The sequence below is a fragment of the Streptomyces durmitorensis genome, assembly GCF_023498005.1.
GTDB lineage: Bacteria > Actinomycetota > Actinomycetes > Streptomycetales > Streptomycetaceae > Streptomyces > Streptomyces durmitorensis.
In genome coordinates this window covers 9,271,574-9,287,822 of sequence record NZ_CP097289.1, presented here as the reverse complement: position 1 = coordinate 9,287,822, position 16,249 = coordinate 9,271,574, and the positions used below count along the sequence as shown (strand labels likewise).

Below are 16,249 nucleotides of genomic sequence, written 5' to 3'. Positions count from 1 at the left end.
GCCATGCATTGCGTTTCGCAATGCGAAACAGATACGCCATGCGAGACAAATGTGGAGCCTGGGCGTCTCCGTCGTCAACCCCTGGAGCGCTGCGCTCAACCGCGCCTGATGTAGCCCTTGCGCCACGAGATCTTGTCGCCGGCGGCGATGAGCTGCTCGACGAGCCCGGACATCGTGTGGTCGTTGATCCGGAACGTCGGACCGGAGATGGTCACGGCGGCGATGACCTGCCCGCTCAGGGACCTGATGGGGGCGGAGAGAGCGGCGAGTCCGATCTCGTGCTCCTCGCTCGTGACGCCGTAGCCGAGTTCACGAACGGTCTGCAGCTCCTCCTTCAGGAGCGCCGGGTCCGTGATGGTGTGCGGGGTGAACCTCTCCAGCGGCTGGTCAAGGATCTCGGCGGCCTCTTCCTGCCGCATGTGTGCCAGGAGGACCTTGCCCGCCGACGTGGCATGCAGAGGCGTGCGCTTGCCGACCCAGTCGATGCTGGTGATGGCCGCACTGCTGATCACCTGGTCGACGCTGACGACCGCCTGGCCGTCATGGACCGCGAGGTTGACCGTCTCGCCGACGGCGGCGGCGAGCTCCTGACAGATCGGGCGGCTCAGCAGCGACAGGTCACTTCCCTTGGTCGCCCCGCCGGCGAGCTCGACCACGGTGTATCCGATGCGGTAGCGACCCCGTTCCGCGTCCTGTTCGACAAGGCCCCTGGCCTCCAGGGTGGCGAGCAGGCGGAACACGGTCGACTTGTGGATCCGCAGGGCTTCGGCGATGTCCGTGACGCCTGACGGTCCCTGCGCGGCGAGTACTTGGAGGATCGAGACCGCTCGGTCCACCGACTGCACCGATGTGTCGCGCGCCCGACCGTTGCTGCTCATGCCGGGAAGCCTATCGGGACGCGGTCGCCGCTCTCCTTGTGCGTCAGGGGACGGCCTCCCCGGAGGCGCCACCCTCACCGGGACCTACGCGTGTGGGTCACTGCGCTGGTCGGCCACCGTCCGCAACACCTCGACCAGGGCCGCCACCGCCGGCCTGCGTTCGGCCGAGGCGCGGCACACCACGACGACGTGCCGCTCGATCCGCTCGCGCAGCCGCACCACGTCGAAGCGTGAGGCGCGAAGGCCGAGCATCAGCTCGGTCACCGTGCTCACGCCGATGCCCGCCTCCACCAGGGCCAGGGTCGCCGCGGTGTCGGTGACCTCGTGGCGCACGTCCGGTTCGAGGCCCGCGCGGCGGCAGGCGGTGCGGACGGCACGGCCGTAGTAGCTGCCGGGCGACGGCAGGATCCACGCCAGGTCCCGGGTCTCGGCCAGGGCGGCGCGGGAGCGGCCCGCCATCCAGCCGGTCGGTACGGCCAGGGCGAAGCGCTCGCGGCAGAGCCGGGTCACCCGCAGAGCGGCGTCGCGCGGGATGGGCACATCCGGGTAGTCCAGGCCGAGCGCGAGGTCCACGCCTCCCGAGGCGACGGCGTCGTACACCTCGTCCACGTCCATGTCGCGGCTGTGCACGGCCAGTTCGGGGTGGGCCGCGTGCATCCGGCGCAGGGCGGGCGGCAGGATCTCGGCGGCGGCCGTGGTGAACAGGCCGACCAGCAGCGTGCCGGAGACCACGCCGCTGCCGCGTTCCAGCTCCTCGACGGCCTCGGCCTCCGTGGCCAGGATCCGCTCGGCGTGCCGGGCCAGCGTGATCCCGGCGTCGGTGAGCTCCACCCGGCGGCCCGCACGGCGCAGCAACGGTGTGCCCGCGGCCCTCTCCAGCGCGGCGATCTGCTGGGACACGCCGCCCGGGGTGTATCCCAGGGCCTGCGCGACGGCGGTGATGGTGCCGCGCCGGGTCAGCTCGACCAGGGACCGCAGCTGGGAGCTCGTCCAATCCATGAAGCGACCGTATAGAGATCGTCAAAGATCAGGAGCAGAAACTGTTCATGGACGTCAACGGTCGGGGTGCGTCACGATGACGAGCAGCCAGCTGATCAGCGTCCCTCGAGTTACTGAGCACGTTCCTGACGGCCCATGCCGCACCCGTGAACTGACGCCTCTTCAGGCCCGTCGGTGCGGGCGCCGGCCTCTGGAAGGGATCGGCCTCTTGTCCTCCTCTCCGCGTCCGTCCTCCTCTTCCCGCCCGGCCCCCGCCCCCGCCTTCCGCGCCCTGCCGCCGACCGCCGATGTCGTGATCGTCGGCGGGGGCGTGATGGGCGCCTCCATCGCCTTCCACCTCGCCGAGGCGGGGGTGAGCGACATCGTCGTCGTCGAACGCGGCGAGCTCGCTTGCGGCAGTTCCGGGAAACCGATCGGCGGCGTGCGCGCCCACTTCTCCGACCCCCTCAACATCGAGCTGGGCCAACGGAGTCTGTGTGCCTACCGGGACTTCCCGCACCGGCCCGGCGCGGACATCCGCCTGGACACCGTGGGCTATCTCTTCCTGCTCACCGACGAGCGGCAGGCCGCGGACTTCGCCGAGAGCGTGCGGCTCCAGAACAGCCTGGGCGTGCCCAGCCGCATGATCGACGCCGACGAGGCACGGCGCCTCTGTCCGTATCTGAGCACCGAAGGCCTCGTGGCCGCCGTGCACTCCCCCACCGACGGGCACGCCCGCCCCCGCCTCGTCGTGCACGGGTACGCCGACGCCGCGGACCGGGCAGGCGTCCGCTTCGCCACGCACACCCGCGTCACCGGCATGGACACCACCGGCGACCGTGTCAGCGCCGTGCACACCGACCGCGGCACCGTCGCCTGCTCCACCGTGATCTGCACGGCAGGCGCCTGGTCCGGCCGGATCGGCGCCATGGCCGGCGTCGACCTCCCCGTCCGGCCGGTGCGTCGCCAACTGGCCTTCACCGAACGGCTTTCGCCTTCGGCGCCGCGGATCCCCTTCACCATCGACTTCACCTCGTCCGCGTACTTCCACAACAGCGACGACGGGCTGCTGTTCGGCCTCGCCGACTCCCGCCAGGCCGACGGCTTCGACACCACATGGACACCGGAGTGGCTCGACCTGTTCCGGGACGTCGTACGCCACCGCGCCCCCGCCCTCGCCACGATGCCGATCGCCGACGGGTGGGCGGGCCTGTACGAAGTCACGCCGGACCACAACGCACTGATCGGCCGCTGCGGCGAGCGGCCCAACTTCCTTTACGCCACCGGGTTCTCGGGGCACGGCTTCCTCCAGGCCCCGGCCGTCGGCGAAGTCGTGCGCGACCTGTACCTGAAGCGCGAGCCGTGCGTCGACATCGCGCCGCTGAGCGCCGACCGTTTCCGGACCGGGGCCGCGAACCGCCCCGAGGCCCACGTCGTATGACCCTCTCCTGTGCCCTCTCCCGTGCCCTGTCCCGAATCCGATCCCGTACCCGATCCCATGTCCCGACTCCGTATCCGAACATTCGAGAGGCAGACCTTCGATGATCAGCCAGTGGCAGCTGCGGGCCGCCTTCGCCGCACGGCTCTCGGAGATGTACGGGCGGGAGGTCCCCGCCTACAACACGCTCGTCGACGTCTCACGCGAGGTCAACGAGGACACCCTGCGCGCGCAGGGCGCCGACGCCGAACGGCTCGGCTCCATCAGCCGGGTCACCGCGGAACGGCACGGCGCCATCCGGGTGGGCACCCCCACCGAACTGCGCCACGTCGCCCGGATCTTCGGCGCGCTCGGCATGCGCCCGGTCGGCTTCTACGACCTGCGGGAGGCGGCCGCGAGCGCGGTGCCGGTCGTGTCGACGGCGTTCCGCCCCGTGGACGCCGACGAGTTGGCGCGCAACCCCTTCCGGGTCTTCACCTCGCTGCTCACGCCCGCTGACCCGCGCTTCTTCGACGCCGAGCTGCGCTCCCGCCTGGAGACGTTCCTGGCCGGGCGCGAGCTGTTCCCGCCGGAGCTGCTCGCCCTGGCCGACCGGGCCGAGACCGAGCGTGAACTGCCCGAGGAGTACGCCGAGCGTTTCCTCCATCTCGCCGTCCAGGCCCTCGAGTTGTCGGCGGAGCCGATCGACCGGGCCTGGTACGAGGAGTTGGAGAGAGTCTCCGCGGTCGCCGCGGACATCGGCGGCGTCCGCTCCACCCACATCAACCACCTCACCCCGCGGGTCCTGGACATCGACGAGCTGTACCGGCGGATGACCGAACGCGGCATCGAGATGATCGACACCATCCAGGGCCCGCCGGGCTGGAAGGGCCCCGACCTGCTACTGCGCCAGACGTCGTTCCGCGCCCTGGCCGAACCGCGCGCCCTGCGCCTGGCCGACGGCAGCGTGATGCGCGGCGCGCTGCGGGTGCGGTTCGGCGAGGTCGAGGCCCGCGGCATCGCCCTCACCCCCGCGGGCCGCGCGCTCTACGACCGCCTGCTCACCCTCGCCGACCACGAGGCCGCCCGGCACCCCGCAGCCGACCGCACCGAACTGGCCCGCACACTGTGGGCCGCGCACGTCCCCGCCACCGAGCGCGAGCTCGCCGCGCGGGAACTCGCCTACTTCACCTACCACGCCGCACCCGACCGCCCGCGCAACGGCACCCAACCGCCCACCACCCTCGCCGAGTTGGAGCGCCGGGGCTGGGTGCGGGCTGAGCCCGTCGTCTACGAGGACTTCCTGCCGCGCTCCGCCGCCGGGATCTTCCAGTCCAACCTCAGCGGCGCGGGCTCCCGGAACACCGAGCAGGAAGGCGCCGCGTACGACAGCGAATGGCTCTCCGGCGCCATCGACCGCGAGGTACTCGACCCGTACGCCCTCTACGAGCAGCAGCAGAGCCTCTCGATCACCGAGGTCGGCCGCGAACTGGGCCTGGACCTGAACAGCACGCGCCGCTGATCCTCCGCAACACGCCGTCCCACCTCACCCAGGGAGCATCATGACCGGCACCACCACCCTGCCCGGCACCGACGACCTGCGCAGCCGTGCCCTCGCGAGCCTGCGGCGCATCGGCGTGACGGTCCCGGAGGGCAGCGACTTCCCGGCGCGTACGCCCATCACCGGCGAGAACCTGTTCGGCCTGACCGCGGCGACCGCCGCCGACACCGAGGACGCCGTCGCCGCCGCCCGCGAGGCATTCCTCACCTGGCGCACCACCCCGGCGCCACGCCGGGGTGAACTCGTGCGCCGCCTGGGCGAGTTGCTGCGCGACCACAAGGGCGACCTGGCCGACCTGATCACCATCGAGGCGGGCAAGATCCGCTCGGAGGCGCTGGGCGAGGTCCAGGAGATGATCGACATCTGCGACTTCGCGGTCGGCCTCTCGCGCCAGCTCTACGGCCGCACCATCGCCTCCGAGCGCCCCGGTCACCGCCTCGCCGAGACCTGGCATCCGCTGGGCGTCGTCGGAGTGATCTCCGCGTTCAACTTCCCTGCCGCGGTGTGGTCGTGGAACACCGCGGTGGCTCTGGCCTGCGGCGACACCGTGGTCTGGAAGCCGTCCGAGCTGACCCCGCTGATCTCCCTGGCCTGCGACCGGCTGCTGGCCAAGGCCGCGGAGGAGGTGGGCGCCCCGCGCGACGTACACCGTCTTCTGCTCGGCGACCGCGCGGTGGGCGAGCGGCTGGTCGACGATCCGCGCGTCGCGCTCGTCAGCGCCACCGGCTCCACCCGCATGGGCCGCGAGGTCGGGCCGCGCGTGGCGGCCCGGTTCGGGCGCAGCCTGCTCGAACTCGGCGGCAACAACGCCGCGGTCGTGGCGCCCTCGGCCGACCTCGACCTCGCGGTGCAGGGCATCGTCTTCGCCGCCGCGGGCACGGCAGGCCAGCGCTGCACCACGCTGCGCCGTCTGATCGTGCACCGCGACATCGCCGACACGCTCGTCGCGCGCCTGACGGCCGCCTACACCAGGCTTCCCATCGGGGACCCGTTCGACGAGGACACCCTCGTCGGGCCGCTCATCTCGACCGCCGCCCTCGACCGCATGCAGGACGCGCTCGCCCGCGTACAGGCACAGGGCGGCAAGATCCTCGCCGGCGGCAACCGACGCCTGGCGGACACGGCGCCGCGGGCCGCGTACGCCGAACCGGTCATCGTCCGCGTCGACGAACAGACCGACGTCGTACGTCAGGAGACCTTCGCGCCCATCCTGTACGTCCTCCCCTACGACACCCTGGAGGAGGCCATCGCGCTGCACAACGGCGTCCCGCAGGGGCTCTCCTCCAGCATCTTCACCCGCGATCAGCAGGAGGCCGAGCTCTTCCTGTCCTCCGAGGGCTCCGACTGCGGCATCGCCAACGTCAACATCGGCACGTCCGGCGCGGAGATCGGAGGCGCGTTCGGCGGCGAGAAGGAGACGGGCGGCGGGCGCGAGTCCGGCTCCGACGCCTGGCGCGCGTACATGCGGCCCGCCACCAACACCATCAACTACTCCGGCCGCCTCGCCCTGGCGCAGAACGTCAGCTTCCTCCAGGCGTGACGTCCGGGGAGGCCGCTTCCACCGGGACGGCTTGAAACGCATGCCGATATGGGTATACGTTTGCTGTCATGGCACGAGCAACGACGACGTCAGACGTCTTCAACGCCATCGCCGAGCCGCAGCGCCGGGACATCCTGACGCTGCTGCGGGCAGGCGAACGGCCGGTGACGGAGGTCGCCGATGAGCTGGGAATGACGCAGCCCGGGGCGTCCAAGCACCTGCGGGTGCTCCGCGAAGTCGGCTTGGTGCGGGACCGCAAGGCGGGCAAGCAGCGCCTGTACGACCTGGACGCACGTGGGCTGCGAACGGTTCATGAGTGGACCGGCGGGTTCGAGCAATTCTGGAACGAGAGCTTCGACCGGCTGGACGCCTACGTGCAAGAACTCAAGCGGGAAGGGCAACAGGAGTAGCTGATGAATTCGACTGGGCGAGAAGCACCGGCGCGGTCCGCGACGGCCGACCGCGAGATCGCGATTTCCCGGGGCATCGACGCCCCACCAGAGCTGGTGTTCAAGGCCTTCACCGAGGTGCGGCACCTGTCGCGCTGGTGGGGGCCGGAGGGGTTCACCACCACTACGCGGGCCTTCGAGTTCCGCGTCGGCGGGGTGTGGGATTTCGTTCTGCACGGGCCGGACGGCACCGATTACAGCGAATGGATCACCTGGACCGAGATCGTCCCGCCGGAGCGGATCGCGATGCTCCACGGCGAGTACCGCGGCGACCCGAATGCGTTCGAGTCGGTCCTCACGTTCGCGCCCGACGGGGAGACGACCCGGATCGAGATGCTCACGGTGTTCCCCACCAAGGAGCTGCGCGACGAGGCGATCAAGAAGCACGGCGCGATCGAGGCCGGCCGGCAGACCCTCGGCAACCTGGCTGCCTACGTCGCGGAGATCGTTCGTAAGGGAGTTGAGGGCTGATGGCCGGCAAGGTGTTCTTCAGCGTGTCGATGTCGCTCGACGGGTTCATCGCGCCCGCGTCCCCCGAAGAACTGATGGGGCGGCAGTGGATGGAACTGCAGCAGTGGGTATTTCCACAGCGGTTCTTCCGGGAGAACCTGAAGCTCGGGGAGGGCGGCGAGGAAGGGCGCGACAACGACATCGTGCGGGAGACCTTCGAGCGCACCGGCGCAAGCGTGATGGGCAAGCGGATGTTCGACGCCGGCGAGCATGCGTGGCCCGAGGATCCGCCGTTCCACACACCGGTGTTCGTCGTGACGCACGAGAAGCGTGACCCCTGGGTGCGGCAGGGCGGGACCACCTTCCACTTCGTCAACGACGGCATCGAGTCCGCGCTCGATCAGGCCCGCGAGGCCGCCGACGGCCGAGACATCCGCATCGCGGGCGGCGGCGCGACGATCCTGGAGTATCTGAACGCCGGTCTCATCGACGAGTTCACGATCGCACTCTCGCCCGTCCTGTTCGGCTCCGGAGTCCGCCTCTTCGAGGGCATCGACGCGAGCCGCGTGGCTCTTGGCCTGGTCGGTGCGGAGCCTTCGCCGAGGACGACGCATCTCCGTTACACCGTGCGTTCGCGGTAAGCGCGGAAGGCGGCCATGAGGAATCCGGGGCTTCCTCGGGCTCGCGGCGGCGAGTTTTGTCAGATCCGTTGACGAACCAACTACCTGCTCCTAGCTTCGAGTCGCCGCGCTTCGTATGTCATATACGAGACGCGGTATGCCATACGCGGTGTACGCATGCCCTGAGTTGAGTTGGCGTACCCGGGCACAGTTGAGCGCCAAGGAGGAGAGCCCGTCTTGAGTTCCCGCATCCGTAAGAGCCCACGCCGATCCGCCCCAGCAGCCATAGCCCTGTCGCTCCTCCTCGGCATCACCGCCACCGCCTGCGGGGACGACGGCTCCGGCATCGCGGGCGAGGAGGGCAGCGAGGGCTCCGGCAAGGGGACGATCACCTTCTGGGACAACAACACCGCTGTGCGCCGCGGCATCTGGATGGAGATCATCAAGGACTTCGAGAAGAAGTACCCCGACATCAAGGTCGATTACGTCGGCATCCCCGCCGAGAACGCCCAGTCGAAGTACGACAACTCCATCCAGGGCGGCGGCCTGCCGGACGTCGGCGGCGTCGGCGCCGCCATGCTCGCCGCCATCGCGGCCCAAGGCGCGCTGGAACCGCTGGAGGACCGGCTGGCCGCAAGCCCCTTGGACGGCGAGCTCAGCAAGAGCATGCTCGCGTCGACGACTTCGGCGGGCGGGACATCGCAGTTGCTGATGGTCCCGACCTCCGCGAACAACGGCGTGCTGTACTACCGCACCGACCTCTTCAAGGCCGCAGGTCTGGACGCACCGACCACGTGGAGCAAGTTCTACGAAGCGGCGGGCCATCTGACCGCCAAGGACAAGAACCAGTTCGGCTACACCATCCGCGGCGGTGTCGGCTCCATCGCCCAAGCCCTGGACGCGATGTACGGGCAGAGCGGCATCAAGTCCTTCTGGAACGCGGACGAGACGAAGACCACGGTCAACGACCCGAAGAACGTCGCCGCCCTGGAGAGGTACACGGCCCTCTACAAGAAGACGACCCCGGCCGCCGACCTCAACAACAACTTCACGCAGATGGTCGCCCAGTGGGACGGCGGCCGGATCGGCATGCTCAGTCACAACCTCGGCTCCTACCAGGACCACGTGAAGGCCCTGGGCCCCGGCAAGTTCCGCGGCCTGCCGAACCCGAAGGCGGCGGGCGGCAAGCGCGTCCAGGTGTCCAACCCGATCGACGGGCTCTCGATCTTCAAGACCAGCACCAAGAAGAAGGCCGCCTGGAAGTTCGTCGAGTTCGCCTCCTCGCACCGGGCCAGCTCCAAGTTCAACGAGTCCGCGGGCCTGATCCCCGCCAACAACAAAGCGGTCAAGGACGCCTGGGTCGAGAAGTCCGAGCCGACGCGCCTGGCCGCCGACGCGCTCAACTCCCCGGCCACCACGATCGTCCAGCTGCCGTACTACCTGCCGGACTGGAACACGATCTCCAAGGCCGAGAACGAACCCGCCTTCCAGAAGGTCATGCTCGGCAAGACGAGCGCCAAGGGCTTCCTCGACGACCTCGCAGACCAGCTCAACACCGCGCAGGCCGACTGGAAGCGGCAGAACTCCTGAGGTGTCGATGGGGCAGACTTCGTACCAAGCCGGCGGAGACGCAACCGCGCCCGCCTCGACCAACTGGAGCCCGAGCAGACCGAACGGTGGTGCTCCGGGCGGCGGTGGTTGAACTGGTCTCGCGGTCGGGCCAGCTCAAACGGCCCGCGCCCAGACGGCGTTGGGCACGACGAGCTGACCGCCCTCCGCCGCGTGGACGAGGGCACCTGCCCCACCTCATGCCGCTAAGGTCCCGGCATGAGGTGGGGCAGGAGAGGCAGCAGGGTGCGGCCGTGCGCCTGGTGCGGGGAGCAAGTCGAGCAGACCAGCCGTTGGCGTAGGCGCCGATACTGCTGCCGCAGCCACCATCTGAAGGCCAGCGCACTCGCCCGCCTGCTCGACGCCCTCGACTCGCTGACTGGCTAGCAGGCGGCCGCGAGGCCACCGCCAGGCGCACCGTGGCCGCCGCCCATCGGCGTCACGTGCCAGTCGCTCTCGGCAGGCGCCAGGCCACCGCCGGGCGCGCCATCGTTTTCGTCCAGGGGGCCGCCTTGTCGGCGCCTTCCCAATCCAGGGCGCTCCACGGGGCCTTGCCCTGGTAGCACGCGGTCGCCGGGCTGGTGAGGCCCTGGCGGTAGTCGTCGGCCATCGGCGCCAGGCCACCGCCGGGCGCCCCGCTGCTGTCGCCTGCCGGCGCGACGCCTGTGCCCACGGCAAGGCCCCCTGCGGCCAGGAGCGCCACCGCCGTCGCGCGCGTCACCCTCTTCTTGATCGTCATGTGTCCCCCATCGCACCGCGAACAGATCCGCCCGAGCTTCTCCCTCCTGCCGCGGCTGACTCCACTCCTTTCGGCCCTGCCCGAAACACCCCAGCCTGCGATCCGCTCGGGTCAGGGGGCGAAGGCGATGTCTGCGGCGATGGGCAGGTGGTCGCTGCCGGTGGCGGGCAGGGTGCGTACGTGGGTGACGGTTGCCTCGCGGGTCATGACGTGGTCGATCCGGGACACGGGGAAGGACGCGGGCCAGCTGAAGGCGAACTCCCGTTCCGATGTGTCCAGCCGTGTGGTGACCGGGGCGAGGCCGCGGTCGTCCACCGTGCTGTTCAGATCGCCGAGCAGGATCAGCCTGTCCAGCTTCTCGGCGGCCAGCGCCGCCCCCAGCAGGCGGGCGCTCTCGTCCCGCCGGCCGGAACTGAAGCCGTGCCACTGCACGCGGACCGAGGGCAAGTGGGCGACGTACACCGCGACTTCGCCCCACGGCGTACGAGCCGTCGCCCGCACCCCGCGGTTCCAGTCCTTCCCGAACCCCTCCGGCCTGATGTCCACCGCCCGGACGTCCGTCAGCGGATGCTTCGACCAGAGACCGACCGTGCCCCGCACCGCCCGGTAGGGATACCGCGGCGTCAGTTCCCTCTCGTACACCGGCAGCGCGGAGGGCGTCAGCTCCTCCAGGGCGATGAGATCCGGGTCGGGACCGGTCAGGGCTCGGGCGGTGCCCGCAGGGTCGGCGTTCACGTCGCTGACGTTGTGCTGGACCGCCGTGACGTCGTGGGCGCCGCGGTGCTCGGCCGTGGCCACCCGACCGGCGAAGAGGGCTCCCCAGACCGTGGCGGGCAACAGCAGTGCCACCAGCGCGACGGCCGAGCGGCGCAGCAGGGCCAGGGCGAGCAGCACGGGAACGGCCAGGCCCAGCCATGGAAGAAACGTCTCTACGAGGCTGCCGAAGCGGACGACGGCGTTGGGCACGGCTGCGTGGAACGCCAGCAGGGCGGCTGTCAACACGGCGAGCGACGCGAGAACCCGGCCGCGTGCCCAGGGCGACCGCCCTGTCGCCTCCGCTCCCCACCGCAGCCAGTCCACTCGTCCCCGCCCTGTCTCTTGCGCCGCCCGGTTCCCCCATGTCCCCGTAAGCGCGACGTGCCTGGTAGGACGCCGTCATCGGGTGATCAGGTTCCGGCCGCCGGATGCGGCGTGGGCGGGCGGCGGGAACACTGGGGGTGCGCGTGCCCGGACGCACGCGCGACACCGTCCGTTTCTGTCGAAGGGACATACCGTGGCGGATCTCTACGCCCTTGTCGGAGAGCACCTCGAGAAGGCCCGCACCGCCGCGCACGGACGCAGCGCCGAGCTGCTCCTGCACGACGGTCCGCTGCGGCAGAGCCTCATCGTGCTCACGAACGGAACCGAGCTCGGAGAGCACGACACGCCCACGGCCGCGACGCTGTTCGTCCTGCGCGGGCGGGTCGCTCTCACCACGGAGGACGACACGCTCGAACTGGCCGAGGGTGAGTTCGCGCCCGTCCCGCACGAGCGCCACGGCCTGACCGCCCTGGACGACTCGGCCGTCGTCCTGACCGCCGTCACCGAGGTCTGAGCCGACGGCGCTACCGCGGTGCGACGGCCTTGAGCCACTCCTCGACGGCGACGACCTCCGCCCACTGCGGGAACAGCTTCTCGGTCAGGAGCGTGTGCACTTCGGGGTCCAGGTCGATGCAGGCGTCCGCCAGGACGGTGAGTCCGAGGTCCCGGTCGTTGGCATGACACGCGGTGTGCAGCACGACGCCGCTGGTGGCGATGCCGGTGAGAACGAGGTTGTCGATGTCGCGCGCCCTGAGCACCAGGTCCAGGTCGCTGCCCGAGAACGCGCTTCCGCGCCGCTTGGTGACCACGGTTTCGTCCGGCAGGGGCGCGATGTCGGGGTGGATCTCGCTGCCGGGCTCGCCCTCGATGTGCAGGCCCGCCCGTACGACGGCGGTGAGCGCCTTGTTGCGGGTGCTGACATCAGGCCGGCCCGGTCGTAACGCGATGACCACGTAAATCACCGGGATGTCCGCCGCTCGGGCGCCGTCGATCGCCCTGCGCAGACGCGGCAGATATCCCGAGCCGTCGTCGGCGAGGTCCACGATCTCGCGCTGGACGTCCATCACGAGGAGGGCGCTGTTCCCCACGCCCGTCATCCCTTCGTTCACGACGCCCGTCATCCCTTCGTTCACGACCGCACCGCCACCGCATCGACCTCGAACAGCATCCCCGGCAGCGCGAGAGAAGCCACGCCGCTCAGCGTCTGGGCGGGAAGCCGCTCGCCGAATCGGGCGTGCAGGGCCTTGCCCAGGATCTCCAGCTTGTCCAGGTCGTGGTCGACGACGAAGGTGCCGAGCCGGACCACGTGCTCGTACCCGAGGCCGACCCCCTCCAGGGCCGACCGCAGCCGGTCGAAGGCGAGATCCACCTGGGCGGCGAAGTCGCCCGGCACAGGGGTGCCGTCGGCGTCGGAGGCGTACTGGCCGCCGATGAAGACGAGTTCGCCGGGTGCCGAGGCGGCATGGCTGTAGCCGAAGGGGGTCGGATCGTGGAGGGTGGCGGGGTTGGTGATCGTGCGCTGATCGGTCGTCATGTCTGGTCGAACATCCCGTGATGGCGTACCCATTCCGGCGGGGCGGAGGCAATCCCGCGGCGATGCGATCATGGCGCGTGATGAACGCCGATGACGAGTGTGCCGGGCGCGATCCCGCGGTCGACGGGTGGCCGGACGTACCGGGTGAGACCGCCCTCACGATCAAGGTCCCCGAAGCCGACCCGAAGGTCCGGGCCGGATTCCCCGCCCATGTGACGGTGCTCTACCCCTTCGTGCACGAGAGCCGTCTCGACGCCGCGGCCCACCGCGAACTGTCCGGGCTCTTCGCCGGGCACGACGCCTTCACCCTGACGTTCGCCGAGTTCGCCCGCTATCCCGGTGTCCTCTACCTCGATCCGTGGCCGCACGCCCCGGTCACGGCTCTGACCAAGGACCTCACCGGGCGCTGGCCCGAGGCGGTGCCCTACCGGGGGATATTCGAGCCCCCGCTCGCCCCGCATCTGACGGTCGCGAACAACGAGGGCCCCGCGACCCAGGACGCCGCGTACGACGCGTTGCAGGCCGAACTGGAGCCCCTCTTGCCGCTGAGCTGTCGCGTCCGCTCGGTCCACCTCATCGTCTGGGACGGCACGCGCTGGCGGGACCGCGCCACGTACGAACTCGGCCGCCGGCCGGGAGAATGTCCTGCCGCCCGAGATGCAGCACACCCCTTTCAGCGATATGCCTGAGACACCGGAACTGATTCCGCGACCTCGCGGACCCGGCGAAAGGGGCATCCGCCGTGGACGACTACCCTCTGATGAATCTCTTCCTGACCATGCTGTATCTCTTCCTGTGGATCATGTGGTTCTTCCTGCTGTTCAAGGTGATCACCGACCTGTTCCGCGACCACACGCTCAACGGATGGTGGAAGGCGGGCTGGCTCATCTTCGTGCTTGTCCTGCCGTTCCTCGGGGTCCTCGTGTACCTCATCGCCCGTGGCCGCAGCATGGGCGAGCGGGACGTGGCCCAGGTCAAGGAACAGGAACAGGCGTTCCGCAGCTATGTACAGAAGGCGGCGGGTTCCGGCCCGGGCGGCGGCCACGTCGACGAACTGGCGAAGCTCGCCGAGCTGAAGAAGAGCGGTGACCTCACCACCGAGGAGTACGAGAAGGCCAAGGAGAAGATCCTGGCCTGAGGGCACTGGCCTGAGGGGCACTGCCGCCCGCCGCGGTTATGCTCCGGAAGCATGACCATCGAGCTGCGGCATCTGCGGGCCTTCCTCGCCATCGCCGAGGAGGGCAACGTCACCCGCGCCGCCGCCCGGCTCCATCTGAGCCAGCCCGCGCTGTCCCGCACCCTGCGCCAGCTGGAGGACCATCTGGGCGCCCGCCTCGTGGACCGCTCCACGCATCACCTGGAGCTGACCGTCCAGGGGCGGACGTTCCGCGACAAGGCGGCTGCCGCGCTCGCGGCCGTCGAGACCGCCCTGGATCCGCGGGGGCTGCGGAGGTGGCCGCTGCGCCTGGGCCACACCTGGGCCGCCCTGGGCGACCACACCGTCCCACTGCTGCGCCGCTGGGACGAGACGCACCCCGGTACGCCGCTCGAGCTGTTCCGCATCGACGACCGCACGGCGGGCCTCACCCAGGGCAGGGTCGACGTGGCGCTGCTGCGCGGCCCGGTCGCCGCGGCCGGGCTCTGCACGGAGCTGCTCCTGTCGGAGGAGCGGGTGGTGGTCATGCCGGCCGACAGCCCGCTTGCGTCACTCCCCCGGGTCACTCTGGCGGATCTCGCCGCCCATCCGATCGCCCTCAACACCGTCTCCGGCACCACGACGATGGACCTGTGGCCGACGGCCGCCCGCCCGGTCGCGACCATCGAGGTGACCAACACCGACGAGTGGCTCATCGCCATCGCCGCGGGCCGCGCCGTCGGGGTCTCCACGACCGCCACCCCGAGCCAGCACACGCATCCCTCGCTGGTCTTCCGGCCGCTCCCGGACGCGCCGCCCGTTCCCGTCACGCTGGCCTGGCGCGCGGGGCTGGGGCACCCGGCCATCCCTGACCTGGTGGCTCTCGCTCACCAGGTCATCGCGGCCACCGCCCGCTGACGGCCTACGGCCGCGGGGCGCGCAGGCGTACGGGCAGCTTCTGCACGCTGTTGCCCACGAAGGAGGCGTGGCGGGGCAGTTCGGGTTCCGGCGTCGCGAGGTCGAGGTCCGGGAAGCGGCTGAACAGCTGCTCCAGGGCGATGGTCGCCTCCATACGGGCCAGCGGGGCGCCCATGCAGAAGTGCGCGCCGTGGCCCAGGGAGAGGTGCCGGGTGGTGGTGTTGTCGCGGGTGATGTCGAAGCGGTCGGCGTCGGGGCCGTGGGCCTGCTTGTCGCGGCCCGCCGCGGAGTATCCGGCCAGGACGGGGGTGCCCTGGGGGATGACGGTGCCGTCCAGCGTGAGGTCACGGGTCGGGTACCGGAAGGGGAAGTAGCTGACGGGGCTGTCCCAGCGCAGCGTCTCCTCCACCACGTCGGCCCACGCCACCTTGCCGGCCACGGCCAGGGCGAGCTGGTCGCGGTGGGTACACAGGGCGCGTACGGCGTTGGTGATCAGGTTGAGGGTGGTCTCGTGCCCGGCGATGATCGTGAGCATCAGGGTGCCCAGCAGCTCGTGCGGGCTGAGCCGGTCGCCGTTCTCCTCCCGGGCCGCGATCAGGGCGGTGGTGAGGTCGTCCCCCGGGTTCGCGGCACGGGCGGCGGCGACGGCGCCGAGGACTTCCACCATCTCCTTGTTGGCCGCCATCGCCTCTTGGGGACCGATGTCGGTGGCGACGATCTGGTTCGAGAGGTGGTGCAGGCGGTCGTGGTACTCGGCGTCCACGCCCAGGAGTTCGCAGATGACGCCCATCGGCAGCGGAAGCGCAAAGTGTTTGCGCAGGTCAGCGATGCCGTCGCCCGCAGCGGCCGCCTGGTCGAGGCCGTCGAGCAGATCGGTCGTCAGGGCCGTGATCCGCGGCTGGAGTTCCGCCACCCGGCGCGGGGTGAACGCCTTGCCCATCAGGGAGCGCAGCCTGCGGTGGTCGGCGCCGTCGGCGGTGGTCATGCCCTGCACCGTCGCGAACGTCTTCAGCGGCCAGCCGTCGGGTATCTCCCCGGCCTGCAGGGCGGCGAAGTGCTCGGCGTTCTTGGCGACATCGGGGTGCGCGAGGAACTCCTTGAGCGCGTCGTGGCCGAGGACCGCCATGCCCTGTACGTCGCCGGGCAGGACGGCGTGCGTGACGGCGCCGCGTGACAGGAGCCGGGCGTTGTCCGCGTGCGGGCAGCCGCCGGCCGGGTCGAAGCGGTGCGGCTGGTCGGCTGCGGTGTTCACCGGTGACTCGTTCAACGGGGCTCTCCTGGTCGAGGGGGCGGATCGGCGGCGGCGATGGACGCGCCGGGCGGGCCGGCGGTGCGGGTCCGG

General features: G+C 70.5%; 18 protein-coding genes. 11 read left to right on the top strand and 7 right to left on the bottom strand.

Translation table 11 applies throughout. The annotated features are described in order from the left end of the window. Positions 1-95: 95 nt before the first annotated feature. Positions 96-878 (bottom strand): IclR family transcriptional regulator, encoded by a 783-nt coding sequence (locus M4V62_RS41075; protein ID WP_249592291.1) that lies wholly within the window; start codon positions 876-878, stop codon positions 96-98. A gap of 84 nt (positions 879-962) precedes the next feature. Continuing rightward, on the bottom strand, positions 963-1,877 hold the full coding sequence (locus M4V62_RS41070; protein WP_249592290.1) for a LysR family transcriptional regulator: 915 nt from the start codon (positions 1,875-1,877) through the stop codon (positions 963-965). A 208-nt stretch (positions 1,878-2,085) separates the two neighbouring features. Here M4V62_RS41070 and M4V62_RS41065 point away from each other — a divergent pair, with 208 nt between their 5' ends. From M4V62_RS41065 to M4V62_RS41035, 7 genes are all read left to right on the top strand, one after another. After that, positions 2,086-3,297 (top strand): NAD(P)/FAD-dependent oxidoreductase, encoded by a 1,212-nt coding sequence (locus tag M4V62_RS41065; protein ID WP_425575139.1) that lies wholly within the window; start codon positions 2,086-2,088, stop codon positions 3,295-3,297. 100 nt (positions 3,298-3,397) lie between these two features. Then, the gene (gene hglS / locus M4V62_RS41060; RefSeq protein WP_249592289.1) at positions 3,398-4,795 is read left to right on the top strand and encodes a 2-oxoadipate dioxygenase/decarboxylase; all 1,398 of its coding nucleotides are present in this window, start codon (positions 3,398-3,400) and stop codon (positions 4,793-4,795) included. 40 nt (positions 4,796-4,835) lie between these two features. Beyond that, a complete protein-coding gene (gene amaB, locus M4V62_RS41055) occupies positions 4,836-6,374 on the top strand; it encodes an L-piperidine-6-carboxylate dehydrogenase (RefSeq protein WP_249592288.1) in 1,539 nt (512 codons plus the stop codon). A 68-nt stretch (positions 6,375-6,442) separates the two neighbouring features. After that, the gene (locus M4V62_RS41050; protein WP_249592287.1) at positions 6,443-6,784 is read left to right on the top strand and encodes an ArsR/SmtB family transcription factor; all 342 of its coding nucleotides are present in this window, start codon (positions 6,443-6,445) and stop codon (positions 6,782-6,784) included. A gap of 3 nt (positions 6,785-6,787) precedes the next feature. Further along, the gene (locus tag M4V62_RS41045; RefSeq protein ID WP_249592286.1) at positions 6,788-7,294 is read left to right on the top strand and encodes an SRPBCC family protein; all 507 of its coding nucleotides are present in this window, start codon (positions 6,788-6,790) and stop codon (positions 7,292-7,294) included. Then, positions 7,294-7,914, top strand: a complete 621-nt coding sequence (locus M4V62_RS41040) for a dihydrofolate reductase family protein (RefSeq protein ID WP_249592285.1) — start codon at positions 7,294-7,296, stop codon at positions 7,912-7,914. Before M4V62_RS41045 ends, M4V62_RS41040 begins: the two co-directional genes overlap by 1 nt. Before the next feature lie 216 nt (positions 7,915-8,130). Further along, positions 8,131-9,483, top strand: a complete 1,353-nt coding sequence (locus M4V62_RS41035) for an ABC transporter substrate-binding protein (RefSeq protein ID WP_249592284.1) — start codon at positions 8,131-8,133, stop codon at positions 9,481-9,483. Between the two features lie 457 nt (positions 9,484-9,940). Here the strand turns inward: M4V62_RS41035 and M4V62_RS41030 are convergent, their stop codons facing one another. Both M4V62_RS41030 and M4V62_RS41025 read right to left on the bottom strand, forming a co-directional pair. After that, positions 9,941-10,240: a hypothetical protein gene (locus tag M4V62_RS41030; protein WP_249592283.1), complete on the bottom strand. Its 300-nt coding sequence runs from the start codon at positions 10,238-10,240 to the stop codon at positions 9,941-9,943. A 111-nt stretch (positions 10,241-10,351) separates the two neighbouring features. After that, entirely contained in the window at positions 10,352-11,311 is a 960-nt protein-coding gene (locus tag M4V62_RS41025; protein WP_425575173.1) for an endonuclease/exonuclease/phosphatase family protein, read from the bottom strand. Positions 11,312-11,513: 202 nt separating this feature from the next. On the opposite strand from M4V62_RS41025, the gene M4V62_RS41020 reads away from it, so the two are divergent. Then, entirely contained in the window at positions 11,514-11,834 is a 321-nt protein-coding gene (locus M4V62_RS41020) for a cupin domain-containing protein (RefSeq protein WP_249592281.1), read from the top strand. Positions 11,835-11,844: 10 nt separating this feature from the next. On the opposite strand, the gene M4V62_RS41015 is transcribed toward M4V62_RS41020, so the two are convergent. Together M4V62_RS41015 and M4V62_RS41010 are read right to left on the bottom strand one after the other, a co-directional pair. Next, a complete protein-coding gene (locus tag M4V62_RS41015) occupies positions 11,845-12,408 on the bottom strand; it encodes a cysteine hydrolase family protein (RefSeq protein ID WP_249593210.1) in 564 nt (187 codons plus the stop codon). Positions 12,409-12,449: 41 nt separating this feature from the next. Further along, positions 12,450-12,854 carry a RidA family protein gene (locus M4V62_RS41010; protein WP_249592280.1) on the bottom strand — a complete coding sequence of 135 codons (405 nt, stop codon included), beginning with the start codon at positions 12,852-12,854 and terminating at the stop codon, positions 12,450-12,452. A gap of 80 nt (positions 12,855-12,934) precedes the next feature. On the opposite strand from M4V62_RS41010, the gene M4V62_RS41005 reads away from it, so the two are divergent. From M4V62_RS41005 to M4V62_RS40995, 3 genes are read left to right on the top strand one after another with little or no spacing between them, the layout of a single operon-like run. Beyond that, complete coding sequence (locus M4V62_RS41005) at positions 12,935-13,543, top strand: 2'-5' RNA ligase family protein (RefSeq protein ID WP_249592279.1); 609 nt, start codon at positions 12,935-12,937, stop codon at positions 13,541-13,543. Between the two features lie 53 nt (positions 13,544-13,596). After that, on the top strand, positions 13,597-13,992 hold the full coding sequence (locus M4V62_RS41000; RefSeq protein WP_249592278.1) for an SHOCT domain-containing protein: 396 nt from the start codon (positions 13,597-13,599) through the stop codon (positions 13,990-13,992). A gap of 51 nt (positions 13,993-14,043) precedes the next feature. After that, entirely contained in the window at positions 14,044-14,907 is an 864-nt protein-coding gene (locus tag M4V62_RS40995; RefSeq protein ID WP_249592277.1) for a LysR family transcriptional regulator, read from the top strand. 4 nt (positions 14,908-14,911) lie between these two features. On the opposite strand, the gene M4V62_RS40990 is transcribed toward M4V62_RS40995, so the two are convergent. Next, positions 14,912-16,174, bottom strand: coding sequence for a cytochrome P450 family protein (locus M4V62_RS40990; RefSeq protein ID WP_249592276.1), 1,263 nt, complete (start codon positions 16,172-16,174; stop codon positions 14,912-14,914). Positions 16,175-16,249 lie beyond the last annotated feature (75 nt).